Genomic DNA, 25,962 nt, shown 5'->3' with positions numbered 1-25,962 from the left:
TGGCGGACAGTACGCATCAACCCGTGGGCTGTTGCACTTCCATGCGCCGGCCAATTTCATACCCCTGCGGCGGCTCGACACCGAGCAGATGACGAACGAAGTAGTCCCACCGCCGGCGCATGAAGTAGTTGTTCGCGTCGCCAAATCCGTGGCGCGCGTTCGGGATCATGAGCAGGTCGAAATCCTTATTCGCTTTGATGAGCGCGTCGACCAGGGCGAGCGTGTTGTAGGGCGGGACGTTGTTGTCCATGTTGCCGTGCGCGAGCAGGAGTTTGCCCTTCAGGTTACCGGCCACCAGTTGATTGGCCTGGTTGTCGTAGTTGGTTGTCCCATCCGGCCCTTCTTCCAGCAGTCCCTGCCATTTTTCGCCCCAGTCGTCTTCATAGAGGCGGTTGCCATGGTTGCCGGCGCTGGAGACGGCGACATCGTAGAAGTCGGGATATCGGAGGACGCCGGCCGCCGAGGCGAAGCCGCCTCCCGAATGCCCCCAGATGCCTACGCGGTTGTCGTCGATCCACCCGTGCCGATCGGCGAGCTGCTGTATCGTCGCTATTTGATCCGGTAAGCCGTTGTCGCCCATATTACCGTAATAGGCGTCATGGAAGGACTTCGAGCGGCCGGGGGTGCCCATGGCGTCGACTTCGATGACGACGAAGCCCAGCTCGGCGACGGCCTGTTTATCGCTCCGCGCCGGCACGAAGCTGCGTGTGCCCACGCTGCCTGACTGAGGGCCGGGGTACAGATAATTGAGGACCGGGTAGGACCGGGTGGAATCGAAGTTGGAGGGTCGATACATCAGCCCGTGCAACTCGGTCACACCGTCGCGCGCCTTCGTGGTGAAGGGGATCGGTGGCTGCCAGCCGGCGGCCTGCAGGGCAGATATGTCCGCGCGTTCGAGTTCGACGACCGTCCGTCCATCCGTATCCTTCACCACGCTGACGGGCGGGGTAGTGGACGTGGAATAGGTATCGACGAAGAAATCGCCCGAGGGCACGAACGCGATCGTGTGATGCGCATCCTCTGCGGTCAGCAGGCGCAGATTTTTGCCATCCATCCCGATCCGGTACAGGCGATGGAAATAGGGGTCTCCCGGTTCGCGTCCGCCGGCGGTGAAATACAGGGTACGGCCCCGGGCATCGACCCGCTTCATATCCAGCACGGCCCATTCTCCCTGCGTGATCTGTTGCTTCAGCTCGCCGGTCGACAAATCATAGAGGTACATATGCCCCCAATTGTCGCGCTCGGAGAACCACAATACCTCATTGGTTTCGAACAGGACACGCCAGTTTTCATCGCTGAAGCCGGATTCGAAGTACGTATTGGTCTTCTCCGTCAACACATCCCGAACGACGCCCGTTTCCGGGTCGGCCACACGCAGGGTGGCCACCTTATGGTCACGCGAGCTGGAGACAAACGCGAGCTGATCGCTGTCGGAGCTCCATTCCACATCGAGGAAGCGGCCGCCCTGACCGGCAATGTGGTCCGTTGTCGTCCCGCGATGCGGGTCGGGCGGCATCTGGAGGCGGACGACGCGCGCGTCGTCTACATGGATCACGACGCGTTCGATCCGAAAGAAGAGGCTGTCGCCGGGCAGGGGATATTTCCAGGCTTCGAGCTTCGGCCGGCCGGTTTCGGTCGACGTCAGGTACATCTCTCCGACACCCCGCCCGTCATGTTGGAACGTGGCGATTTTTTTGGAATCGGGGGACCATAATACGACCGGGGTTTCGCTGCGCGTCCAGCCGGCGTTATTGGTGGCGTACCCAAAGTCGGTCACGCCGTCGGTAGTCAAAGGGGTCTCGTCGCCAGTTTGCTGATCGCGGACCCACAGGTTGTTATCACGGATGAAGGCGGCGAGGCGGCCATCGGGCGAGGGAACGCTACGGCGATCGAGGCGCGGGGCGCTGTGAGGCGCTCCGGCGCAGGTATACGCCCGGAGGTCGCATTCATACCGAGTGCGCTCGATGATAACGGCGAGGGAGCGGCCGTCGGCGGAGGGCTCGATGCTGGAAAATGGAAGGCGTTCGGCCGAATAGGCGGTGTCCGCCGCTGTGGATAACGCGCTGGCCAGGCGGTCGTGCTCGAAGGCGAGGGCGCGGGTTTTCCGGGCCGGATCCACGGTGACGAACTCCGTGCCGGCCGGCGTCGAGACGGCGTACCAGAAGCGATCTCCGGCATGAAACGTCGGGCGAACACCACTGCGGTAGACGAGCGGCCAGGTATTCGTGGCGAGGAAGGACTCGGCCCTGGCGTAGTCTTCGGTCGTGACCGGTTGCTGTGCCGTTGACGGCCGGGCGAAACACAGGGCCACCAGGGCCAGCAAAAGCAGGTGCATGCGCATGCAGGTTCGGATCTGAAGAGGCAATGGCGGGGTGACAGAAGTATACCCAAAATAGACAATATGTGGGCGTCTCAGGGAGCCAGTGCTAGAGCGAAACGACGCGCCCCGTGCGGAAGGCCTCGTCGGCCGCAAGCACCACCTTGAGGCTATTCACGGCTTCTCGCGCATGATCCGAAAGGTCGACGTCGTTCTCGATCGCGTTTAGCAGAAAGCGCTGCTCCAGTTCACAGAGCCCGTCGTGGGAAGGCTCGTCGGAGGTGTCGATCAGGTCGTCTTGTTTCGCGAAGCGTCCGTCGGGGCCCATGGCGCTATGGTGGAGCCGGAGGCGTCCGGTTTTGGAGTGATCGTCGACTGTGTCGCTTGTGCCGGCGGGTTTGTCTTCAATGCTCACGCAGCCCTTCGGTCCGATCACGTCTTTTACGAAGAAGGCCGTCTCGCTCATCATCGGCCCCCAGCCAGCCTCATACCATCCCACGGACCCATCGTCAAAGGTCACCTGAAGCTGTCCGTAGTTGTACATATCCGGCGCGATCTCATCGGATAACCGCGCCCCGATCGCGCTGACGCGCATCGGGTTGGCGCCGGTCATCATACACATCACATCGACATAGTGAACGCCACAGTCGACGATCGGCGACATCGTCTTCATCAGGTTCTTGTGCGTCTCCCAGGTTTTTCCACTGCTCTGCTGGTTGAGGTTCATCCGCATGACGAGCGGCTTGCCGAGGGTGCGGGCGATCGCTATAAACCGGGTCCATGCTGGATGTACGCGCAGGATGTAACCGATGACGAGTTTTCGGTTGTGATCTCGTGCGAGGTCGACGATCTGTTGTGCTTCCTCGACCGTGTTGGCGAGGGGTTTTTCGACAAATAGATGAGCGCCGGCCTCGAGGCTCTTCCGGGCGTATTCGGCATGGGTCTCGGGGTAGGTGTTGATCGACACAACATCCGGCCGAGTGGCCGCGAGCGCTTCGTCGAAGTCGGCGAACGTAGGCAGCCCGCCTAGTTCAGCGGAGAGCCGATTGCGGCTTTCGGGCTGGCGGCTGACGAGGCCGGCGATTTCAAAGGCTTCGAGACGGTGGTAAGCGCGGGCATGCGAGGTACCCATGTTGCCGCAGCCTGCGACGAGCACCGAGAGTTTCTTACGAGCCATGCGAGAGGTTCTGGGTTGGGTTGAGCCGGAAACACGATAGACGCAAGGTACACTGGCCGGCCCGTCTATGCTAAATGATGGTCAAGAATACACGTTGCAGCTGCGGCGATGGAACGCCTGTGGAACGCTCTTTCGAGGCCATGGACGATTACGCTACGCAAACAGACTCAGCTGTCCATCGGTAGCTGGTCGTCGAAAGTGCTCGGTGGCCAGCGAGGATCCGGGTTGATTCAGGTTGAGCCGGCGGCAGGTCATGCGATACAGGCGATTCACCACGTCGGCCCAGTGCCCTTCGCCACGCATCCGGACGCCAAAGCGGCCGTCCGTAAGGGACTCGCCCCGGAGGTCGGTCAGCCGGTTGATGACGCGCTGTTTACGGTCCGGATAGGCGCGTTCCAACCAGGATAGAAAGAGTTCGCGCACGGGTCCGGGCAGCCGGAGCATCACGTAATAGGCCCGCGTCGCGCCGGCCGCGGCGGCGGCCTCGATGATGGCCGGCAGCTCCTCGTCCGTCAGCCCGGGCACCACGGGCCCAACCATTACCGCGACCGGGATGCCGCGGGCGGCGAGTTGTTCGACGGCGCGAAGCCGCGCCGCTGGCCGCGAGGTGCGCGGCTCCATCGCCTGGATGATATCCGGCTTGAGGCTGGTGATCGACATCGCCACATGGACCAGGTTAAGCGCGGCGAGCTCCTCAAGAACGTCGAGGTCTCGGGTGACGAGGGCGTTTTTAGTGATGACGGAGACGGGGTTGCGATACCGGGCAAAGACTTCCAGGCAGGCGCGGGTGATCTTGAGCCGTCGTTCGACAGGTTGGTAACAATCCGTGTTACCGGAGAGCATGATCGGCTGCGGCTGCCAGGACAGGCGGTCGAAAGCCTCGGCGAGGAGCCGGGGCAGGTCCTGCTTGACGACGATGCGGGACTCGAAGTCCAGCCCGGCGGAGAACCCCAGGTATTCGTGCGAGGGGCGGGCATAACAATAGATACACCCGTGTTCGCAGCCTCGATACGGGTTGATGCTATAGGTAAAAGGAATGTCCGGGCTGTCGTTTTTGGAGAGGGCGGACTTCGAGGTGTCGTGAAAAAAAAGAGTTTTGATCTGGCGAAGCTCGGCCGGGTCTAGTTCGGCTGGGTCCTCTTCCAGATGCATGGGCTCGAACCGGTTGGGAGGATTGTAGCCGGCGGCCCGGCCGTGGCGCGTGGGAAGTGTGGAATCCTGCATGCTACGGATCGGTTGGTTAAATGAAACATACTCCACACATATGGTCTCGTTCCGGCCAATCGCTATCTTACGCTCCGTATAAACATTCGCTTTCTCATCGGCGGTCCCTGATTCAGGACCAGGCGCCTGCCGGCCATCAACGGAGATCCATGGAGCGTTTCAGGGACCGCACCGCCGTCATAACCGGTGGAAGCAAAGGGATAGGGGCCGCCATCGTCCATCGCCTGCATGCGGAAGGCGCTCGCGTGGCCGTGCTGGATGTCGATCCTGCCGGCAACGTGCTCGAGACGGGTGATAGGCTACGTTTTTTCGCCTGTGACGTGTCGCGATCGGCAGACGTCGCTGCCGCGGTTGAAGCGGCGATTGACGCATTCGGAGACATCGACATACTGGTTAACAATGCCGGCATCCAGCATTACGGGACGGTGGTGTCCACGACGGAAGAGGAGTGGGACCGGGTGATGGCTGTCAATCTGAAGAGTGCGTTTCTTTGCGCGCGGGCTGTTATACCCGGCATGCAGCGCCGGGGCGCCGGCGTGGTGATCAATATGTCTAGCGTCCAAGCGTACCATTCCCAGGCGAATGTCGCGCCCTACACCACCAGCAAAACGGCGATGCTGGGGCTGACGCGGAGCATCGCCATCGATTTTAGCCCGACGATCCGGTGTGTCGCCGTTTGCCCGGGCACCGTCGATACCCCGATGGTGCGGTGGACGGCGGAGCAATCCGGCGACCCGGACGCGCTCTACGAAGAAGTCCGCCAGATGCACCTCGCCGGTCGCATCGGCACGGCGGATGAAATTGCCGGCCTCGTCGCCTACCTGTGCAGCGACGAGGCGACCTTTATCACCGGCCAGTCGGTCCGCATTGACGGCGGCCTTGGCGTAGAACTGGGGGGCACCGTCCGTGCCACGCGGTAAGCCGGCCCTCCTTCCGTCCATCCATCCTCATCCTTTCCATGCTCGAATCGGTATTCGGCCAACCTTCCTGGCGCATCGGCACGCCAACGGTAGAACTCGCCGTAGCGGAGCAGGGCGGGCATATCGGCCCTGTCCGGTTTTTATTCGAAGATTGCGTCATTGCGCCGTACCATATCGCGCCGTGGTGGAACGAGCCGGAGACCGTGGCCGGCTTGCCGCCCATGATGCAGAGCTTGCGGGGCGATTTCTTGTGCCTCCCTTTTGGCTCAAACGACGTGGCGTTCGGCGGCGAGCAACACCCGCCGCACGGCGAGTCGTCCAACGAGCGGTGGCGGCTGGAGGGGATTCTGCACGAGGCCGGCCGCACGGTGCTGCATGTAAGCCTGGCCACGCGGGTCCGCGCCGGCCGAATCGATAAGCGCATCACGCTCGTCGAAAACCACCACGCCATCTACAGCGAACACGCGCTGTCCGGCATGAGCGGTCCCATCAGTCCCGGCCATCACGCCATGCTCGCCTTCCCGGAAGAACCCGGCAGCGGTGTGATCTCTACGAGCCCGTTCGTCTGGGCCCGCACGGCTCCTGAACCCCTGGAACGGCCCGAAAACCCTGGCTACTCGTTCCTCGCCGCCGACGCCTCGTTCGAGCGCCTGGATGCCGTGCCGGCGATCACGGGTGAATCCGTGGATCTGACCCGGTATCCGGCGCGCCGCGGCTATGAGGATCTGGCGATGATCGTGTCCGACCCAAGCCTCGATGTGGCGTGGACGGCGGTGACGTTTCCCCGCGCCGGTTACGTCTGGTTCGCGCTCAAGGACCCGCGCGTCCTCCGAAATACGATCTTCTGGTTCTCGAATGGAGGTCGGCACTATGCCCCGTGGAATAGCCGGCATAAAAATGTACTGGGGCTCGAAGAGGTGACGGCGTATTTCCACTACGGCCTGGCGGGCTCGGCGGACAACAACCCGCTCCAGGCCGACGGTTTCCCGACGGTCCTTAACGCCGAGGTGGACAAGCCGCTGGTTATCCGGTATATCATGGCCGTTCAACCGGTGCCGGCGGGGTTCGACCGCGTCGAGCGCATCGTCCCCGAGGCCGACGGCTCGCAGGTCCGGCTCGTCTCGGCCAGCGGCATGGAGGTGGTGGCTCCGCTCAACGTGGGCTTTATCACGGATGTGGACGCTTGAAAGCGATTAAAGATTAAAGATTCGAGGTTAAGGGGGCCGTTCCTTGAACCTCGAATCATTTAATCTTCAATCGTTAATCCTTAAGCCACTTCTTACCGGATGCGACGGATGTGCACCTTCGCGACGGGATCGTTCCAGCCGTGTACGGCCGGCACGAGGTCGTCGCCGCCCTCGACGCCCGGGTGATGGGCGATGGAACCGTTTTCGGCAAGGGCGGGGTTGCTCATCCCCGTCCCGGCGTCATCCGACGAGATCCCCACCAGGCCCTGGCAGGGCGGCACGATGTCGGCGAAGTCTTCCGTGTTGAGCTCCGTGCCGGCGTCGTAGCCGTTGATGCCGAGGGCGATTTCCTCACCGACTTGGCGAGGTAGCAATTGGCTATCAACACCGGTGAAGCCATCGTTCGTGCAAATGAGCATGGCCGCGAACGAGAAGTGGCGCTTGCCGGGCGTGGAGGTGATTTCGAACGTCACTTCTTCGCCTGCGAGCAGCGGTGGGACGTCGCCATCGACGGCCACGACTAGGTCGCCGATCTCCGGGTTGTCGGTCAGCGCGGCAAGCAACGGATCCAGGTTGCCATTTTCGGCAATCTCCATGATCCCGACGCTGGCTTTATCGCCCACGCTGAAGAGGTCCGCCGCGGCGCTATGGGTAACGGCGAGGGGCGGGGTGAACGGCTGACCCTTGGTCACGTTGCGGACGCGCACCTGGTAGACGGCGTCGCCGCCACCGTAGGCTTTTTCGTTCGCGGCGGACGAGGCTTCGAGGTCGCCGGCGACCGAGTTGGCGTCGTTGAGGGAGTCCTGGCAGCCGGCGAATGTGAGCGCGGCGACGAGGGTAAGCGTGTGGATGAATTTCATGTCGCGTTATCGTTATGGTTGTGTGTGAAGGGGGTAAAACTTGTGCTTCACAGTATACCATCCACCCCCCGGGGGGTGTATCACGGAAGTCTAACGCCCCGCTAACGTATTGCTTACTTCAGCCGGACATCGCGTATCTTCCACCGCTTTTCCATCGATAGCCAGACGATTATGAGTCAACATCCAGCTACTCCGCATGCGCTGCTCGATCACATCGCGCCGCCGGCACCCGGCGACTACTCGCCCTTTCTCGCCGCCTATATCGCCCGTGCCCGGGAGGCCGAGTGGTCGTCAATCCTGCTGGCAAAAAACCCCGCGGCCTGCCACCTGGCTCGCGGGCTTACTGAATTGCAAGGAGATATCCGTTATGGAGAGGGAAAGTGGTCGATCCGGGAGATCCTGGGTCATCTGAGTGATACGGAGAGGGTTTTTTCATACCGGGCAATGTGTATTGCGCGCGGGGAGACGGGGCCGTTGCCGAGTTTCGATCAGGACCTGTACGTCCGCAACGCCGGCTTCGAAACGCGAACCCTGGTCTCGCTGGCCGATGAGTTCGAGGCCGTCCGAGGGGCTACCCGTGCGCTCGTGGCTTCGCTGAGCGACGAAGCGCTTGCGCGGCGGGGCACGGCCAGTAACCACCCGGTGACGCCGGCGGCATTGATTTATGCCATTGCCGGCCACGAGGTACACCACATGATCCTCTTCCGGGATCGCCTCGGACTCACCTTCTAACCCAGGTACATGCCTTGCCCGCCATCGCCGACGCCATCGAACTCTACATGGGCCCACTCGAACTCGGGGGAGCGGACGACCTGGAGCAGGCCATCGTGGGCTTCATCGATGGCGCTAAAAAGAGCCTGTTTGTCGCAGTCCAGGAGCTAGATTCGCCGGCCATCGCCGAGGCCATCATCCGCGCCCGCAAGCGCAGGGTGCTGGTCAAGCTGGTCCTCGAGGCCGATTACCTGGTGTCCGGTTCGGTGGCCGCGAACCCCTTCGAGGCCGGGGGTGCGCGAGAGATCAATCGCACACTGCACAACGCGATTCTGCGCGCGGCAATCAGGGTGAACTCGGACTTTAATCCGCACATCTTCCACCAGAAATTTATGGTGCGAGATAAGCAATCCGTCCTGACGGGATCGGCGAATTTCACCACCACCGATACATCGAAGAATCTGAATCACCTCGTCATCGTGCACGACCGGGATGTGGCAAAGGCGTACGACCTCGAGTTCTCGGAAATCCAGCAAGGCCGCTTCGGGGCGCAGAGCGACATACATGGGCCTAAACCGCTCGTCAAACTCCTCGCCGGCGTGCGGGTAAAGGTGCTCTTCGCGCCCGAGCATGCACCCGAGATGGAGATGATGAAGCAGATTGCCAAGGCGCGGTCGCGCATCGATTTTGCCATCTTCACGTTCGCGCAGTCCTCGGGCATCGACGATCAACTGGCGCTGGTCAAGGAGCGGCCCGGGGTTGTGATACGCGGGGCCCTGCACCGGTCGCAGGCGAATCAGTCGTGGTCGTCCAAGGATCTGCTTCACGCCGCCGGCGTCGAGTTGCATCTCATCCCCACGCCGGGCCGGCCAGGACCGATGCCGTCGAAGCTACATCACAAGTTGATGGTGATTGACGAGTCGATCGTCATCGCGGGCAGCTTTAATTATACAGGCGACGCCAACAAGCTGAACGACGAGAATCTGATCATTCTGGGCGATCTGGAGTGCACCGATCCCGAGGGCGTCCGTAAACAGCGCGAACTGGCGCGGTACGCGCTCGATGAGATCGATCGGATGGTGGCGACTTTCGGCGAACGGGTCGTCTGATACACACATGAGTGGGCCGGCCACCGCACGTTCGGTCACACAATCGTCATAGAGCGGCGCAAAATCGTCAAGGATTTGTGACACACACCTGGGTGGAAATTGATTTGATTACGGCACCGAACTGTTCCCCTCAAATCAGTCTGACGGCCGTTCGTCTGCCCCTCACGATGGCACACACGGTCCGGCTCAAACCGGCGCATGAGCATCATCCCTACCCGGTCCGACGCCTCCGACAAGGCGCGACGCACCATCAACAAGTATTTTCTTCTGGTAGCGGGCCGTGCCTTCGCCGATGTGAAACGCGCCTGTACGTCCAATCCGTTTTCGTTTCGCTACATAGGCGACCTGCTGCTGGCCGAGGCGGCTTTTTTTCGGAATTGTACCGAGTATAGCGCGTACCGGCGTTCTGCCGCCGAAACGCCGGCGCGCGGCCCGATGCTTGTCATTATTTGCGCACAAACCCACCAGTGGCTTCGGGCGGATCCGGCCCTGGAGGCGTACCTGGGGTATTCGAGGGAAGAGATGGAGGCGGACTGGGGGGTGACGCTCCATCCGGATACACGCCGAGAGACAGAGCGCCGCATCACGCAAATCTATCGGGAACTGACCAGCGGCAAGATGCCGTACTGTCGCGCGGAGGTTCGTTACCATACGCGCGATGGCTACAGCGTGTGGGCGGACGTGACGCACTCGCTGGTGCGCGATCGGTATGGCCGGCCGGACCGCTATGTGCTGGCCCTGGAGGATGGTTCTCTCGCTCACTGGACCGAGCTGTTTTATACTGTGCTCGTCGGGCTCCATCGGATCATGGATCTGAGCGCCTATCAGGGACCCTTCCGGGTACAGGTTGAAGGACTGATTCGCCATTACAACGGCGAGGCCGTTGAGCCAGCCGTCCTCGGCGAACTGGCGGAGTTGCTCGGCACCACCACCGTGTAATGCCGCGCGCTGCGAGAACCATCACACTCGGCGACCGTTTTTACCGGGCAATCGGCTCCTCGCGTTTCAGCTCCGGCCCACACCCACGCCGCTGATTCACTCGGTTAAGAACCCACCGCCCTGGTCGAAACCCGGGGTGTCTCTCTCGTCGCCGCCGTAAGGCCGCGCTGCCCAGGTTCGTTCAATCTGTCAGGGTCCAGCCCCATGGACATGCTCGAAGCCCCGCCCTTACAGGCGCTGGCCGATCCACTTTCGGTATTTTATCGCATGACGGCCGCCTTCAACGCGCATGACGTGGAAGGTATGCTCGCACACATCGACGACGACATCCAGTGGTTCAGCGTACAAGGGGATCGGATGGACGTCGAGGCTCGGGGACGCGAGGCGTTCCGCGGAGCGATGGAAGCCTATTTCGTGGCGATCCCGGCGGCGCGGTCTGAGATCGAATCGGCGGTCGTGTCCGGCACGTTTGTATCCGTACGCGAACGCGCTTTCTGGGGAGACGACCAGTCGCAGGTCGCGCTGGGCGTCTTTGAAGTGCGGCATGGGCGCATCTTGCGGGTCTGGTATTATCCGGCTTCAAAATAAGCTCGACGTTGTCCCTGCGAAGCCTGGGGACAACATTGGGTCAAGTCGTTTCCGTACGGTCAAAAAGCCCTGCTTTCCAGACGAAAGTAGGGCTTTTTGCATGGCACCCCTTTCCATTACGCCGGCGACACAGTCCGGCCTTGTCTCTCACGCGCTGGAGTAGTATCCTGCCTGGCACACGTGAACTTCCCATCCCGCCCCAACTCCATGAGTGACCTTCGTTACCCCATCGGCAAATTCCTACACGACCCGGTCGCGAATCTGGAAGAAGTCGCCGCCTGGATCGATCAGATCGATGCCCTTCCGGGCGATCTCCGCGCCGTCGTTACGGGGCTCCGTGATGACCAGCTGGATACGCGCTACCGGCCCGAGGGATGGACGCTCCGCCAGGTGATCCATCATCTGGGTGACAGTCACATGAACAGCATCGTACGCTTTAAACTGGCGTTGACGGAAGAGAACCCGACGATCCGGCCTTACGATGAAAAGGGCTGGGCGGAGCAGGCGGATTACAGAGCGTTCCCGCCAGCGCACGGACTCGATTTCTTGCAGTTGCTGCACGAACGGTGGGCAATCCTCCTGCGGTCGTTGTCGCCGGCGGATCTCGCGCGCACGTACGTGCATCCTGTTTCCGGAATCAAGCGTCTGGACTGGACCGTGGGTATGTACGCATGGCACGGCCGGCACCACCTGGCGCACATCCTCGGCACAATCGAACGCGAAGGGTGGTAGGCTTTTATGTGTCAATATTGTCTTCATATCGCGACCTGTGTGACGCTGGTCATGCTCCTGGGCTGCCAGCCGCCGGTAACGGAGGACCCGGATATCCTCGTCCGGCTTCCGGAGACGGTGGACTTCAACTACCACGTCCGACCGCTCCTGTCGGACCGGTGCTTCGCCTGTCACGGGCCCGACGAAAACACGCGGGAGGCCGGCCTCCGGCTGGATGTCGAGGACGCGGCCTTTGCCGAACTCGCCGAAAATCCGGGCCACTATGCCGTCCGGCGCGGGAGCCTGCGCCGCAGCGAGATGGCGACCCGTATCGCCTCCGAGGACCCCGAACTTCAGATGCCGCCGCCGGAGTCGAACCTGGCGCTGTCCGATTACGAAGTCGCCCTTCTTAGACGATGGATCCAGCAGGGGGCGGCGTGGGAGCCGCACTGGGCGTTTACGCCTCCCGAAGCGCCCGAGGAGCCCGCACTTCGTGACGCCGGCTGGCCCCGTTCGCCCATCGACCCCTTTGTGCTTGCACGCCTGGAGCGCGAGGGTATCGCGCCGGCCCCCGAGGCCGATCGCGAGCGCCTCCTCCGCCGCGTCACGATGGACCACACCGGCCTTCCGCCCACCGTCGCGGAGATCGACGCCTTCCTCGCCGACACGGCGCCGGATGCCTACGAACGCGTGGTGGACCGCCTGCTCGCCACGCCCGCCTACGCCGAGCGTATGGCCGTGGAGTGGATGGACCTCGCCCGCTACGCCGACTCCCACGGCTACCACGCCGACGGCTACCGCCTCATGTGGCCGTGGCGCGACTGGGTGATCGAGGCGTTCCGCGACAATATGCCGTATGACCAGTTCGTCTCCTGGCAACTCGCAGGCGACTTGTACCCGGACGCCTCCACCGATCAGGTGCTCGCCACCGCCTTTAATCGCAACCACCAGATGACGGCCGAAGGCGGCATCGTCGACGAGGAGTACCGGCTCGAATATGTCGCCGACAGGACCAACACCTTCGCCCAGGCCTTCCTCGGGTTGACGATGGAATGCGCCCGCTGCCACGATCACAAGTTCGACCCCGTCACGCAGAAGGAGTATTACCAGCTCTCGGCCTTTTTTAATAACGTCAAGGAAGTCGGGATGACGGGCGACGACGGTAACGCCGGCCCGATGCTGGCCCTGTTTACGGACAGCGTGGAAGTGGCTCTAGCGGCCGTCCGAGACAGCATTACGGCGCTGGAAGGCCGCCTCGCCGAGCGCCGCCGGGCCGTCGAGCGGGAGCCGGGCCTCTGGGAGAACGCCACGGCGGGCAGCGAACCAGCCGGCCTTGTCGACCACTATCCCCTCGATCGCATCACCGATGGGACGACGCCCAACCTGGCTGCTCCGGCGCGCGCGGGTCGGGTATCTGGCGAAATTGCCATCGGGGAAGGACCCCGAGGAGCCGCGGCTACGCTGGATTATGATTTCGACTATTTCGAGCTTCCGGGCGCTGGAGGGTACGACCGGCATCAGGCGTTCACGGCCAGCATCTGGACCTACCCGGAGAAAAAAGAGGAGTACGCCGAGCTGTTTGGTAACGCCGGCCAGAAAAACTCCTACTGGCGCGGGTACGAGGTCTATCTCGACAGCCTGTACCGGGTCAACGTGCGCCTCATCAACGCGTTGCCGCACAACTATATCCACGTCCGTACCACGGTCGGCATCGCGCCGAACGCCTGGAGCCAGGTCGCGCTGGTGTACGATGGATCGAGTCGCGCCGACGGAGTCCGCTTCGTCGTGAACGGCGCCCCGCAGCCCTCTGAAACGCTGTTCGATCGCCTCTACAAGAGCATGCAGCCCGTGGATGGCATGTACGAACCTCAGCCGCGCCCGATACGCGTCGGGAAGAGCTACCGCGCTTTCACGGGCAATGACGGCATTTTTACCGGGCGCATGGACGACATCCGGTTCTACGACCGGGCGCTGAGCGGGCTCGAACTGGAGCAGCTCTACGGCCAATCCGTGCTCACCGACGCCCAGCGCCGGGCCGAAAGGATCGCTCACTATCTCCAGGAAGACGATGTCGCCTTTCGCTCACTCATGACGGCGCTTCAGGTGCTGCGATTGCACGAACACGCGCTCGTAGAGCCCGTGATGGAGGTCATGGTGATGGAGGATATGCCCGAGCCGCGTGTTACCCATATCCTGAACCGGGGGCTCTACAACCAGCCCGGCGAGGCTGTGGGACCTGGTACGCCGGCGACCGTCCTCGCCTTCGACGAAGACCTGCCTCGCAACCGCCTCGGCCTGGCGCAGTGGCTATTCGACCCGGATCACCCGCTCACCGCCCGGGTTGCCGTCAACCGGTTCTGGCAGATGTACTTTGGCCGCGGCCTCGTCGCCACGCCCGAGGACTTTGGGTATCAGGGATTGCTGCCGTCGCACCCGGATTTGCTCGACTGGCTGGCGCGCAGGTTCGTCGATTCGGGGTGGGATGTGAAGGGGTTGCAGCGCCTCATCGTCACCTCGGCCACCTATCGCCAGGACTCTCGGCCTCGGCCTGAGCTGGCGGAGGTGGACCCCGAAAACATCCTGCTCGCGCGTGGGGCGAGTTATCGATTGCCGGCCGAGATGATCCGCGACAACGCGCTGGCGGCCAGCGGCTTGCTGGTCGATGCCGTCGGTGGCCCGAGCGCGAAGCCGTACATGCCGGACGACCTCTGGTTCGAGAAAAATACCTTCTCCCAGTTCCTCTTGCATTATGTAGCGGACACGGGAGACGGCCTCTACCGCCGCAGCCTGTACACGTTTAACCGGAGGACCTCTCCGCATCCGGCGATGATCGCTTTTGATGCGACGGACCGTAGCACGTGCACGATTGTGCGGCACCGGACGAATACCCCGCTCCAGGCCCTGATCCTGATGAACGACCCGCAGTTCGTCGAGGCCAGTCGGATTCTGGCCGAGCGGATGATCCGTGAGGCCGGCCAGGAGCTGCCGGAGCGGATTGAATACGGCTTCCGACTGCTGACCGGCCGACGGCCATCCGATCCCGAAATCAACGTCCTCACCCGCCTGTTCGACGACGAAAAGGCCCGATTTTCCCGTGAGCCGGCCGCGGCGCTCGAGCTTCTGGCTGTTGGCGATGCGCCGCGCGACCCAGGTCTCAACCCCGCAGAAACGGCGGCCCTAGCGGTCGTGGCCAACACGATGATGAACCACGACGAAGCCTTTATGAAGCGGTGACCTCTATGCATCACTGTAATCAGTTTTCAAAAAACTACTCGCGTCGCGATTTTCTGGCCCGGACGACGCTCGGGCTGGGCGCCGCGGCGCTGGCTTCGTTGATCGATCCGATGAACGCGTTAGCCGACCCGGGTGGCGGCGTGCTCGGCCGGCCGCACTTTACGCCGAAGGCGAAACGCGTCATCTACCTCTTCCAGAGCGGCGGCCCATCGCAACTGGAGTTGTACGACTACAAAGAGACGCTCATCAAGCGTCATGGCGAGGAGCTCCCCGACTCCATCCGGAAAGGGCAACGATTGACCGGCATGACCGCCGGCCAGCGCTCGTTTCCGCTCGTCCGGCCGCACTTCGGTTATGCGCAACACGGCGATAGCGGGGCGTGGGTGAGCGAATTGCTTCCCCACATCGGCGGGATATCGGATGAGGTGTGTTTCGTGAAGTCGATGTACACCGACGCCATCAACCACGACCCGGCGGTGACCTTCATCCAGACCGGCTCGCAGCACCGCGGCCGGCCGTCGATCGGGGCGTGGCTTAGTTATGGATTGGGGAGCGAAAACGAAAACCTGCCGGCGTTCTGTGTGCTCCTCTCCGAGGGCCGGCCGGGTGGACAGCCGCTGTATTCCCATGTCTGGGGCAGCGGCTTCCTGCCGTCTGAGCACCAGGGCATCGAGTTTCGGGCGAGCAAGGATCCCGTGCTCTACCTGAACAATCCCCCCGGCATCGCCGATAAAGATCGCAAACGCCAACTCGACGCCATTAAGGAACTCGGCGCCCTCCAGTTCGACGCCGTCGCGGACCCCGAGATCGAGTCGAAGATCGCCCAGTACGAGATGGCCTACCGGATGCAGACGTCCGTGCCCGATGTGACGGACCTGCGCGAGGAGCCAGACCATATTTTTGACCTCTACGGCGAGGATGCCCGCACGCCGGGGACATTCGCGGCCAATTGTCTGCTGGCCCGCCGGCTTGCCGAGCGGGGGGTCTCGTTCGTGCAGCTGTATCATCAGGACTGGGACCAGCACGGCAACTTGCCGCAGGACATCGCGCGGATGGCGAAGAGCGTGGACCAGGCCTCCGCGGGGCTGGTGAGAGACCTCAAGCAGCGCGGGATGCTCGACGACACACTCGTGATCTGGGGCGGCGAGTTCGGGCGGACGAACTACTCCCAGGGCCGGCTCAGCGACGATAATTTTGGCCGGGACCACCACCCGAGCGCCTTCACGGTCTGGATGGCCGGTGGAGGTGTGAAGCCCGGCATCACGTACGGGCAGACCGACGAGTTCGGCTACAACGTCGTCGAGGACCCCGTGCACGTGCATGATTTCCAGGCCACGCTCATGCACCTGCTCGGCGTCGATCACGAACGCCTCAACTTCCGTTACCGCGGCCGGCGCTTCCGCCTCACCGACGTCCACGGGAAAGTTGTCCCCGGGCTCCTCGCCTGACGCGTGCCGGGCCGGGATCATCCCGTCCAGACGGCGATACAACCGACGGGTCCGCACGAACGGACCCGCGAAGCTAGGGGTGCCGCTGCGACAGACCGGATACTGGCTGTCGAGTCGGGCTGAGAGAGTCCCTTGGAACCTGATCCGGCTAACACCGGCGTAGGGAAGCTTACTACTCGTCAATCTCCGAGCGGCCGCCCGCCGCTGGCTTCGCCTGAACCCGCTTCACCTTTCCAGCGAACAGGCTCATGCCCGTACTGCCTCCTGCCTCCTCCGGTGATGGCGCGCCCATCAGCGCCGATTCCGTCGAACGCCCGCACGCCCACGTCGCCGAACTCGCGGCCGAAATGACGCGCCCCCTGCCAGGATCCCGCAAGATCTATGTCGAAGGCAGCCGGCCGGACATCCGTGTCCCCATGCGCGAAATCGAACAGGAAGAAACCCCGTCCCTTTTCGGCGTCGCCGCCAATCCCCCCTTTTTTGTGTATGACACGTCCGGCCCCTACACCGACCCCTCGGTCACGGTCGATGTGCGTAAAGGCATCGCCCCGGTTCGCGATCCATGGATTCGCGAGCGGGCGGATTTCGACGAGCTGCAAGGGCCATCGTCGAGCTACGGCCAGGTCCGCGCCGACGATGCTCGTCTCGATCCGCTGCGGTTCGACCACATCCGCACCCCGCTTCGGGCGAAGCCGGGCCGGCGAGTGTCGCAGATGCACTACGCGAAACAGGGCATCATCACCCCCGAAATGGAATACATCGCCATCCGCGAAGGGCAGCGTCTTGAATCGTTGAAAGAGTGCGGCATCTTCTCCCAGCACCCCGGGCATGCGTTCGGCGCGGCGATTCCAGCGGAGATCACGCCCGAGTTCGTGCGCAGCGAAATCGCCCGGGGGCGGGCCATCGTGCCGGCGAACATCAACCACCCGGAGGTCGAGCCCATGATCATCGGGCGTAACTTCCTCGTGAAGATCAACGCCAACATGGGCAACTCGGCCGTCACGTCGTCGATCGCCGAGGAAGTGGAAAAGATGGTCTGGGCCACCCGCTGGGGAGCCGACACCATCATGGACCTTTCGACGGGTAAAAATATCCACGAGACTCGCGAGTGGATCCTGCGCAACAGCCCGGTGCCGGTGGGTACGGTGCCCATTTATCAGGCTCTGGAAAAGGTGGATGGCCGGCCGGAAGAGCTGACGTGGGAGCTGTTCCGCGACACGCTCATCGAGCAAGCGGAGCAGGGGGTGGATTATTTCACGCTGCACGCCGGCGTGCTCCTCCCGTTTGTCCCGATGACGGCCAACCGGGTGACCGGCATCGTCTCCCGCGGCGGCTCGATCCTCGCCAAGTGGTGCCTTGCGCACCACCAGGAGAACTTCATCTACACCCACTGGGACGAGGTCTGCGAAATCCTCGCTGCCTACGACGTATCAATCTCGCTGGGCGATGGCCTCAGGCCAGGCTCCATCGCCGATGCCAACGACGAAGCCCAGTTCGCCGAGTTGAAGGTGCAGGGCGAACTCACCACGCGGGCGTGGGAGTATGACGTCCAGGTGATGAACGAGGGCCCGGGCCACGTCCCGATGCACCTCATCAAGGAGAACATGGACAAACAGCTGGAGTGGTGCCACGAGGCGCCGTTTTACACGCTGGGTCCGCTGACGACCGATATTGCGCCGGCGTACGACCACATCACGTCCGCTATCGGCGCCGCCATGATCGGGTGGTTCGGGACGGCCATGTTGTGTTACGTGACGCCCAAGGAACACCTCGGCCTGCCAAACAAACATGACGTGCGAGAGGGGGTGATCACCTACAAGATCGCCGCCCACGCGGCCGACCTGGCGAAGGGGCACCCGGGGGCGCAGGCGCGGGATAATGCGCTTTCCAAGGCGCGGTTCGAGTTTCGCTGGCGGGACCAGTTCAACCTCAGCCTGGACCCCGAGCGCGCCCGCGAGTACCACGACGAGACACTCCCGAAGGAATCCTCCAAGGTGGCGCACTTCTGCTCGATGTGCGGTCCGCGGTTCTGTTCGATGAAGATCACGCAGGACGTGCGCGACTACGCAAAGGCGAAGGGGCTCCTGGACGAGCAGGCGGCCATCAAAGCCGGCATGGAGGAGAAGTCCGAGTCGTTTAAATCACTCGGCAGCGAGTTGTATCACAAAGCGTAACCCCCCACCTATACTTCTTTCCCACAATAATACCGCCAAGCCTCATAGGCGACTGTGGCGGCGATAAGGCCGCTGTACGTGCCTCCAACGACCGAAACGAGTCGTAGGCCGAGCGATAGGGCCATCCGGCTGGACACGTAGGAGCCGACGACGCTGCCCGTCAGGGCGCCGATGCGTTTGAGTTCGCGTTCCCAGTCGACCTGATCCAGGGACAGGCCGAGGGAGTTAAGTGCGTCGAAAGGGAAGCCAGATTCGGGTTCGTCGGCGGGCATGTCCATAACTGTTTCGCGGTTGGGAATGGATGAAAGGAACTACGGCCGGCCGGGGGAAAAGTTTGGGGGATGGTGGTTCAATGCACACTGCCAACGCATCGCAGCAGAGACGCCCCGGTGGGGCGTCTCTGCGAGGTTTAAACCCGTCGAAACCTTCAGGATGGTTGATTGCCGTCGGGAGACGCTCCACAGGAGCGTCTCTACGACTATCACCTGGCTATTTAAGAAGCCCCGAGCACTCGCCGATACCCTATTCAGAGGCAGGAGGGCGGTATCAGGTCCCGCTCGAGCTGGCTCTAAAATCCCTGCAGCCTGGACGCACATGGAGTATCCGAACAACCTGGAAACGGGTACGGAAGAATTTTCGAACGAAGATATGGTGTCGGGGCTGGTGTTAATGTTCATGCTTGTGTTGATGAATGCCGTGTTGTTATTAGACTATTTCGGCGTCATCTCGCTGGCCTGACCAGCACCGCGACCAACGGTATTCGCCTCCCGGACAACGAGCAATCGTTGAGGCGAACTCAAGCTCAGCCCCGTAAGGCTGGGCTTTTTTTTGATAGAACCGATCGGATGGCGACGCGTCTACACGCAACGTTTTCATCCGTCACTGCGTGCACACATGCCGTCTCTCGTCGTCGGAGCCTATCTGGCGTTGGGGTCCAACCTCGGCGACCGCCTCCACAATCTGCAATCGGCGGTTCGCCGGCTGGCCGAACATCCCCAAGTGTGCGTCACGCACGGATCGTCGGTCTTCGAGACCCGCGCCCATACGCAGACGGCGGACGACGTGCAGCCCGACTACCTCAACGCCGTCGTCAAGGTCTGCACGGCCCTCGCTCCCGCCGAATTGCTCGCGATTACGCAGGCCATCGAGCGGGAGGGCGGGCGTTTACGCACCCGCGTGGGATGGGAGCCGCGCACGCTGGACATCGACCTGCTCGCGTACGGCGCCCTCACCTTCTCGGCCGGCGATCTGATCATCCCCCATCCACGACTCGATCGTCGGCGTTTCGTGCTCGCGCCCTGGGCGGCCATCGCGCCCGATTTTTTTGTGCCGTCCCCGTTTGACGCGACAGTTGCAGACCTCCTCGCCCGGTGCGAAGATACCGGTAAGGTTTCTGTTTTTGCCGGTAACCTGCTTGACTCATGACCCGGCCGGCCCTAGGTTTTTGCGGACACTGGCCATCATGACCCTATGATACACGCGGACGAGACTATAGACAGCACGGAAAGGACGCCCGAGCAGGCGCCCGGCGCGCTGCGCGACGACCTGCGGTATATCGTCATCGAGGGGGTCATCGGGGCCGGCAAGACGTCGCTTGCCCGCCTCCTGGCGCAACGGTTCAACGGGCAACTTGTCCTCGAAGAGTTCAATCAGAACCCGTTTCTGGAGCGCTTTTATGAGGATAGGAAGCGGTGGGCCTTCCATACCCAGCTCAGCTTCCTCGCCAGTCGCTTCCGGCAACAGAAGTCGCTCCTGGAGCGCGACCTGTTCCACCAGGTGGTGATCAGTGATTATATCTTTGACAAAGACCGCATCTTCGCGCACCTGAACCTGCAGGACGACGAGCTTCAGTTGTATGAGACGCTGTTCAACCAGATGCAGGTGGTAACGCCGTCTCCCGACCTCGTGGTGTACCTTCAGTCCAACACGGAGCGGCTGATGAAAAACATCGACGAGCGGCAGCGCAGCTACGAAGCCCGCATGAGTCGCGGGTATATCGAGTCGCTCAACGAGGCCTATAACTTCTACTTTTTCCGGTTCACGCGTTGCCCGCTCCTCATCATAAAGGCGACCCATATCGACTTCGTGAACAACCCGGCCCATCTCGATGAACTCGCGCGGGTCATCGCCACGCTGAACCACCCGGGCACGACGTACTTCACGCCGGCCGGCGCCTCGGATGCGGATTCGCGGTTTTAGACGCCGAAGCGGAAGGTGAGCGTCGTGTAACTGCGAACGGAGCGCCCGGCTTCCCGCGCCGGCTGGAACAACCAACGGCGGGCCGCTTCCACCGACGCCTCCTCCAGTCCGTACGCCAGCTTTGTCACCGGCTGCCGGTTTTCGCCGGCCGCATCCACCTGGTACCGCTCCACCAGGGTGGCCTCCACGACGGCCCCTTTTTCATCTACCAGCACCCGAACGACCACCTCGGCGCGCACCCGGTTGCGACGGGCTTCTGATGTATATTCGGGCTCGACGAAACGGATGGCCCGGGGGGCTGTAGCCGGCGCCGCGAGGCCGGCGGCGATCGCTTCGTTCCCCACGGCCGCGTTTTCCTCCTCCCCGTAGACATCCAGCGCCAGCTTCCTGTCGTCAAATATCATTTCCGTGTCCAGCAGAATGTCGTCCGGCGACACCACCGGCACTGGCGGCGCGGGTGGCCGTGGGGCCTGGCGGAGCTGCCGCGTGGGCATGATTTCCTCCAGCGCGATGATCTCCTGCCCGGCAATATCGTACACGCGTGCGGGATTGGGGCTGGCCGGCTGAATGGGCCAGAACCGAAACGCCGCCCAGAGGAGGCACTGACTCGCCAGTATACAGCCCAGCACGCGGAGGCGATACGCAATCGGGTCGTCGTATGTCCGTGTCGGGCGCAAGGGCGATGGCCGTGTATAAGGGTGCCGTAGATACTTCGTTTCAAATCAGCAGTTTCTTGATGAAACGTATTGGGGATGATTGCGTTTGGAGGTTGATCGCTTTCCGCGACGTGCTTACCTTGAATCCGCCCCTGAAATCTACCGACCGTTAACTCCACCGACTGTAAATTCACCGATTGGCCCTTGACGCACGTGTTGCCGATACCGCTGAACAAGTCCATCTGTAGAAGCGGCCGATTTTTTGGCTGAAACCTTCCCGTTTTTCGGGAGGGTTTTTTTGTATCAGTACGTTCTGGCCTGAACCTGAATGCCCGACACCGACATGCACCAGATCGCTCCTCTTCCCTCCGTCCAACCCTGCAAACTCGCGCTCGCCGATGGCACCGTCGTATCCGGTAAAGCCATCGGACACATCGGCGAAACCGGCGGCGAGTTGTGTTTTAATACCAGTATGATGGGGTACCAGGAAATCGCCACCGATCCGTCGTACCACGGCCAGGTGATGATGATGACGTACCCGCACATCGGCAACTACGGCGCTTTCGATAGCGACATGGAGGCCCAAAAACCGATGATCGCCGGCCTGGTCGTCCGCTCCTTCACCGAGCGGTATTCGAACCCCCTGGCCAGTGAGTCACTCGGTTCGTTCATGCAGCGCCACAAACTCGTGGGCATCTCGGGCGTCGACACCCGCTTCCTGGTCCGCCACATCCGGGCGAAGGGGGTGATGAATGCCGTCATCTCGTCGGTCGACCTGGTAGACGAGAGCCTGGTCGAACGCGCCCGTTCCTGGCCGTCGATGGACGGGTTGGAGCTGGCTTCCCACGTCACGACCGACGCTGCCTACCTCTACTGCGAAGGGGACGGGCCGCGGATCGCGGTGTACGACTTCGGGGTGAAGTTTAACATCCTTCGGATGTTCAAGCAGCGCGGATGCGAAGTCCGGGTATTCCCGTCCCACACGTCCATCGAAGAGGTGCTGGGATGGCAACCCGACGGCCTGTTCCTGTCGAACGGCCCTGGCGACCCGCGTGCGATGAAGGATGCGATCGTGATGGTGAAAAACGCCGCCACGACGGGCATCCCAATGTTCGGCATCTGCCTCGGGCATCAATTGATGGCGCTCTCCCAGGGTATCGAGGTTTATAAGATGTTCGTCGGCCACCGCGGCGCCAACCACCCCGTGCAGAACCTGACGACCCGGCGGGTCGAGGTGACCACCCAGAACCACGGCTTTGCCGTCAAACTCGAGTCGCTCGACGAGCGCGTGGCCGCCATGACACACGTGAATCTCAACGACCGGACGCTCGAGGGCATGCGTTTTAAGGCATTCACCGGGCTCAGCGTCCAGTACCACCCCGAGGCCTCGCCGGGGCCGCACGATAGCGCCTACCTATTCGATGAGTTTCTGGCGGATATCGCCGCCAGCGGCCGCGCCGGCAGACGCGCACCTTCATCCGGCATCTACGCGGCCCTCTAAGCGCGTCGCTTCCTTCGCCATCTATCCTCTTTCTGATACATGTGCCCGCCCCGCGGGACCCCTACCCATGCCCAAGCGAACCGATATCCATACCATCCTGCTCATCGGCTCCGGCCCGATCGTCATCGGCCAGGCCTGTGAATTTGACTACTCCGGCACCCAGGCGGCGCGCGCGCTGCGCTCCGAAGGCTACAGAGTGGTGCTCGTCAATTCGAATCCGGCGACCATCATGACGGATCCGATGACGGCGGACCGCATCTATCTGCGCGAGCTCACGCCGGCGTCCATCAAGGCCATCGTGGAGATCGAGAAGCCTGACGCCGTGCTTCCTACCATGGGCGGTCAGACCGCGCTGAACCTGGCCCAGCGTCTTCACGCGGAGGGTTACTGGGAGAAGATGGGAATCGAAGTGATTGGCGTCGATATCGATGCCATTGAAATCACCGAGGATCGGCAGAAATTCCGCGATCTGATGGAGCGGATCGGCATCGACCAGGGCCGCAGCCGCGTTGCCAAAAGCCTGCTCGAAGCCAAGGAGATCACCCAGGAGCTGGGCGGGGTGCCGGTGGTCATCCGCCCCTCGTTTACCCTGGGCGGCTCGGGCGGCGGCATCGTATGGTCGCTGGACGAGTTCGACCGGAAGGTGACGCGTGGCCTCGAAATGTCCCCGGTCCACGAGGTGCTCATCGAAGAGTGCCTGTTCGGGTGGAAAGAGTACGAGCTCGAGTTGCTCCGCGACGCGAACGATAACGTCATCATCGTCTGCTCGATCGAGAACATCGACCCGATGGGCGTCCACACCGGAGACTCGGTGACGGTGGCGCCGGCGCAGACCTTGAGCGACAAACAGTACCAGCACATGCGCGACGCCGCGATCCGCATGATGCGTTCGATTGGGACCTTCGCCGGCGGCTGCAACGTCCAGTTCGCCGTCCAGCCCGAAACCGGCCGGATGGTGGCCATCGAGATCAACCCGCGCGTCTCGCGCTCCTCGGCCCTGGCGTCCAAGGCAACGGGCTACCCGATCGCGAAGGTTGCCTCACGACTGGCTGTCGGCTACACACTCGATGAACTCCCGAACGAAGTCACCGGCACCACCAGTGCCTGCTTCGAGCCATCGATCGACTATGTGGTGACCAAGATCCCCCGGTTCAACTTCGACAAGTTCGAGGGGGTGGATGAAGAGCTCACCACGCAGATGAAGGCGGTGGGAGAGGTGATGGCCATAGGCCGCACCTTCCCCGAAAGTCTCCAGAAAGCCTGGCAGAGCCTGGAAATTGGCTACGCCGGCCTCGGCGGCGATCGGGAAAACAGCCCGCGCGCCGAGGTCCGCGAGCGTCTCCAGAAGCCCTACTGGGACTGCACCCTCCAGATTCGCAACGCCTTCAAACTGGGTGCTTCCGTGGAGGAAGTATCCGACATTACCAGTGTCGATCCCTGGTTTCTCTGCCAGATCGAGGACATCGTGCGCCTCGAGGATATGATCTCTACGCATACCCTGGCCGATATCGACGCCGCGTGTATGCGTCGCATCAAGCAGCACGGGTTTTCGGACGTCCAGATCGCTTATCTCGTCAAGGACACGGTCACGGAAGACGACGTGCGGGACCTTCGCAAGCGACTTGGCGTGATCCCGACGTTCCAGCTTGTCGATACCTGCGCCGGCGAGTTTCCAGCGCAAACGCCCTATTATTACTCCAGCTTCGAGACTTCCAACGAGAGCATCCCGTCCGATCGCAAGAAAGTGATCATCCTCGGCAGCGGTCCGAACCGGATCGGGCAGGGGATCGAGTTCGACTATTCCTGCGTCCACGGCGTGTTGGGCTCCCGCGAGATGGGCTACGAAGCTATCATGATCAACTGCAACCCCGAGACTGTGTCGACCGATTTCGACATCGCGGACAAGCTCTATTTCGAGCCCGTGTTCTGGGAGCGGGTGTACAACATCATCGAGCACGAGCGGGAGGGCCTCGCCGGCGTGATCGTCCAGTTCGGTGGCCAGACGGCCCTCAAGCTGGCCGCCGATCTCGTCCGTTTCGGCGTCCCGATTCTGGGCACTTCCTACGAACGGATGGACGATGCCGAGGATCGGGGTAAGTTTTCGGACATCCTCAAGGAGCTTGAAATCCCGTACCCTCGGTATGGAACGGCTCGCACGATCAGCCAGGCCGTCGAGGTGGCCGAGCGTATCGGCTACCCGATCCTCGTGAGGCCGAGTTATGTGCTCGGGGGGCAGGGGATGCGCATCGCTATCAACAAAAAAGAAGTAGAGCAGTACGTCGGTCAGATTATCAAGCTCATGCCGGACAATCAAATCCTGCTAGACGTGTTCCTTGAGAATGGGGTAGAGATTGACGCGGATGCGATTCGAGACGGCGATGAAGTCTGGATCTCCGGCATCATGCAGCACATCGAGCCCGCCGGCGTCCACTCGGGGGACTCCACCGCGGTGTTGCCCCCCTTCAGCCTCTCCGAAGAAACTATTGCCACGATCCGGCGCTATGTCACGGAGATCGCCAACCGCCTGGACGTGATCGGCATGATCAACGTCCAGTTGGTTGTTAAGGACGGCATCGTCTACGTGATCGAGGCCAACCCCCGTGCCTCGCGCACCGTGCCCTTCGTGGCCAAAGCGACGGGCATTGCCCTGACCAACATTGCGACACGCGTGATTCTGGGCGACAAACTTGCCGATTTCAGGGAGAGGGGCTTACTGGAGTCGACACTGAAGGGCTTCGCCATCAAGGAGCCCGTATTCTCGTGGGACAAATTCCCGGATGTGCCCAAGGAGCTGGGTCCTGAGATGAAAAGCACCGGTGAAGCGATCGCGTTTGTCGACGCGCTCACCGACGAACATTTCCAGCGGCCGTACGAAATGCGGAATTTGTATCTGTCGAGGTGAAAGGGGTTGGCAGGTTGCAGGTTGGCAGGTTGCAGGTTGGCAGGTTGCAGGTTGGCAGGTTGCAGGTTGGCAGGTTGCAGGTTGGCAGGTTGCAGGTTGGCAGGT

21 protein-coding genes and 1 riboswitch are annotated in these 25,962 nt (G+C 62.2%); of the genes, 15 read left to right on the top strand and 6 right to left on the bottom strand.

Features of this window, described 5'->3' with window-relative positions:
• Positions 1 to 16: 16 nt before the first annotated feature.
• The 3 genes from SH809_14165 to SH809_14155 all read right to left on the bottom strand — a co-directional run bounded on the left by SH809_14165 (position 17) and on the right by SH809_14155 (position 4,718).
• The gene (locus SH809_14165) at positions 17 to 2,341 is read right to left on the bottom strand and encodes a DPP IV N-terminal domain-containing protein (GenBank protein MDZ4700850.1); all 2,325 of its coding nucleotides are present in this window, start codon (positions 2,339 to 2,341) and stop codon (positions 17 to 19) included.
• 85 nt (positions 2,342 to 2,426) lie between these two features.
• Positions 2,427 to 3,494 (bottom strand): Gfo/Idh/MocA family oxidoreductase, encoded by a 1,068-nt coding sequence (locus tag SH809_14160; GenBank protein ID MDZ4700849.1) that lies wholly within the window; start codon positions 3,492 to 3,494, stop codon positions 2,427 to 2,429.
• A 153-nt stretch (positions 3,495 to 3,647) separates the two neighbouring features.
• A complete protein-coding gene (locus tag SH809_14155; GenBank protein ID MDZ4700848.1) occupies positions 3,648 to 4,718 on the bottom strand; it encodes a PA0069 family radical SAM protein in 1,071 nt (356 codons plus the stop codon).
• Positions 4,719 to 4,867: 149 nt separating this feature from the next.
• Here SH809_14155 and SH809_14150 point away from each other — a divergent pair, with 149 nt between their 5' ends.
• Together SH809_14150 and SH809_14145 are read left to right on the top strand one after the other, a co-directional pair.
• Positions 4,868 to 5,638: a glucose 1-dehydrogenase gene (locus SH809_14150; GenBank protein ID MDZ4700847.1), complete on the top strand. Its 771-nt coding sequence runs from the start codon at positions 4,868 to 4,870 to the stop codon at positions 5,636 to 5,638.
• A 38-nt stretch (positions 5,639 to 5,676) separates the two neighbouring features.
• Positions 5,677 to 6,825, top strand: coding sequence for a hypothetical protein (locus tag SH809_14145; protein MDZ4700846.1), 1,149 nt, complete (start codon positions 5,677 to 5,679; stop codon positions 6,823 to 6,825).
• Positions 6,826 to 6,917: 92 nt separating this feature from the next.
• Here the strand turns inward: SH809_14145 and SH809_14140 are convergent, their stop codons facing one another.
• On the bottom strand, positions 6,918 to 7,685 hold the full coding sequence (locus tag SH809_14140) for a spondin domain-containing protein (protein ID MDZ4700845.1): 768 nt from the start codon (positions 7,683 to 7,685) through the stop codon (positions 6,918 to 6,920).
• Positions 7,686 to 7,856: 171 nt separating this feature from the next.
• On the opposite strand from SH809_14140, the gene SH809_14135 reads away from it, so the two are divergent.
• The 8 genes from SH809_14135 to thiC all read left to right on the top strand — a co-directional run bounded on the left by SH809_14135 (position 7,857) and on the right by thiC (position 18,599).
• The gene (locus tag SH809_14135; GenBank protein MDZ4700844.1) at positions 7,857 to 8,417 is read left to right on the top strand and encodes a DinB family protein; all 561 of its coding nucleotides are present in this window, start codon (positions 7,857 to 7,859) and stop codon (positions 8,415 to 8,417) included.
• A 14-nt stretch (positions 8,418 to 8,431) separates the two neighbouring features.
• Positions 8,432 to 9,505: a phospholipase D-like domain-containing protein gene (locus SH809_14130; GenBank protein MDZ4700843.1), complete on the top strand. Its 1,074-nt coding sequence runs from the start codon at positions 8,432 to 8,434 to the stop codon at positions 9,503 to 9,505.
• Positions 9,506 to 9,703: 198 nt separating this feature from the next.
• Positions 9,704 to 10,444, top strand: a complete 741-nt coding sequence (locus SH809_14125; protein MDZ4700842.1) for a PAS domain-containing protein — start codon at positions 9,704 to 9,706, stop codon at positions 10,442 to 10,444.
• Positions 10,445 to 10,648: 204 nt separating this feature from the next.
• The gene (locus SH809_14120; protein ID MDZ4700841.1) at positions 10,649 to 11,032 is read left to right on the top strand and encodes a nuclear transport factor 2 family protein; all 384 of its coding nucleotides are present in this window, start codon (positions 10,649 to 10,651) and stop codon (positions 11,030 to 11,032) included.
• 207 nt (positions 11,033 to 11,239) lie between these two features.
• Positions 11,240 to 11,764, top strand: a complete 525-nt coding sequence (locus SH809_14115) for a putative metal-dependent hydrolase (GenBank protein MDZ4700840.1) — start codon at positions 11,240 to 11,242, stop codon at positions 11,762 to 11,764.
• Positions 11,765 to 11,803: 39 nt separating this feature from the next.
• Entirely contained in the window at positions 11,804 to 14,977 is a 3,174-nt protein-coding gene (locus tag SH809_14110; GenBank protein MDZ4700839.1) for a DUF1553 domain-containing protein, read from the top strand.
• Between the two features lie 5 nt (positions 14,978 to 14,982).
• Entirely contained in the window at positions 14,983 to 16,425 is a 1,443-nt protein-coding gene (locus SH809_14105) for a DUF1501 domain-containing protein (protein ID MDZ4700838.1), read from the top strand.
• Between the two features lie 65 nt (positions 16,426 to 16,490).
• Positions 16,491 to 16,608, top strand: a riboswitch (TPP riboswitch).
• Positions 16,609 to 16,673: 65 nt separating this feature from the next.
• Entirely contained in the window at positions 16,674 to 18,599 is a 1,926-nt protein-coding gene (gene thiC, locus SH809_14100) for a phosphomethylpyrimidine synthase ThiC (GenBank protein MDZ4700837.1), read from the top strand.
• Between the two features lie 8 nt (positions 18,600 to 18,607).
• Here the strand turns inward: thiC and SH809_14095 are convergent, their stop codons facing one another.
• Positions 18,608 to 18,877, bottom strand: a complete 270-nt coding sequence (locus SH809_14095; GenBank protein MDZ4700836.1) for a hypothetical protein — start codon at positions 18,875 to 18,877, stop codon at positions 18,608 to 18,610.
• Positions 18,878 to 19,193: 316 nt separating this feature from the next.
• Here SH809_14095 and SH809_14090 point away from each other — a divergent pair, with 316 nt between their 5' ends.
• From SH809_14090 to SH809_14080, 3 genes are all read left to right on the top strand, one after another.
• Complete coding sequence (locus SH809_14090) at positions 19,194 to 19,337, top strand: hypothetical protein (GenBank protein ID MDZ4700835.1); 144 nt, start codon at positions 19,194 to 19,196, stop codon at positions 19,335 to 19,337.
• 156 nt (positions 19,338 to 19,493) lie between these two features.
• Positions 19,494 to 20,024: a 2-amino-4-hydroxy-6-hydroxymethyldihydropteridine diphosphokinase gene (gene folK / locus SH809_14085; protein MDZ4700834.1), complete on the top strand. Its 531-nt coding sequence runs from the start codon at positions 19,494 to 19,496 to the stop codon at positions 20,022 to 20,024.
• Between the two features lie 45 nt (positions 20,025 to 20,069).
• The gene (locus SH809_14080; protein ID MDZ4700833.1) at positions 20,070 to 20,798 is read left to right on the top strand and encodes a deoxynucleoside kinase; all 729 of its coding nucleotides are present in this window, start codon (positions 20,070 to 20,072) and stop codon (positions 20,796 to 20,798) included.
• On the opposite strand, the gene SH809_14075 is transcribed toward SH809_14080, so the two are convergent.
• Positions 20,795 to 21,475, bottom strand: a complete 681-nt coding sequence (locus SH809_14075; GenBank protein MDZ4700832.1) for an energy transducer TonB — start codon at positions 21,473 to 21,475, stop codon at positions 20,795 to 20,797. The two genes, SH809_14080 and SH809_14075, sit on opposite strands and share 4 nt — an antisense overlap.
• A 307-nt stretch (positions 21,476 to 21,782) precedes the next feature.
• On the opposite strand from SH809_14075, the gene carA reads away from it, so the two are divergent.
• On the top strand, positions 21,783 to 22,955 hold the full coding sequence (gene carA / locus SH809_14070; GenBank protein ID MDZ4700831.1) for a glutamine-hydrolyzing carbamoyl-phosphate synthase small subunit: 1,173 nt from the start codon (positions 21,783 to 21,785) through the stop codon (positions 22,953 to 22,955).
• Between the two features lie 67 nt (positions 22,956 to 23,022).
• A complete protein-coding gene (carB, locus tag SH809_14065; protein MDZ4700830.1) occupies positions 23,023 to 25,857 on the top strand; it encodes a carbamoyl-phosphate synthase large subunit in 2,835 nt (944 codons plus the stop codon).
• The last annotated feature ends 105 nt before the right edge of the window (positions 25,858 to 25,962 follow it).

The sequence above is a fragment of the Rhodothermales bacterium genome, assembly GCA_034439735.1.
Taxonomy (GTDB): Bacteria; Bacteroidota; Rhodothermia; order Rhodothermales; family JAHQVL01; genus JAWKNW01.
Note: the sequence above shows the minus strand (reverse complement) of the source record. Positions and strands in the feature narration are given on the sequence as shown.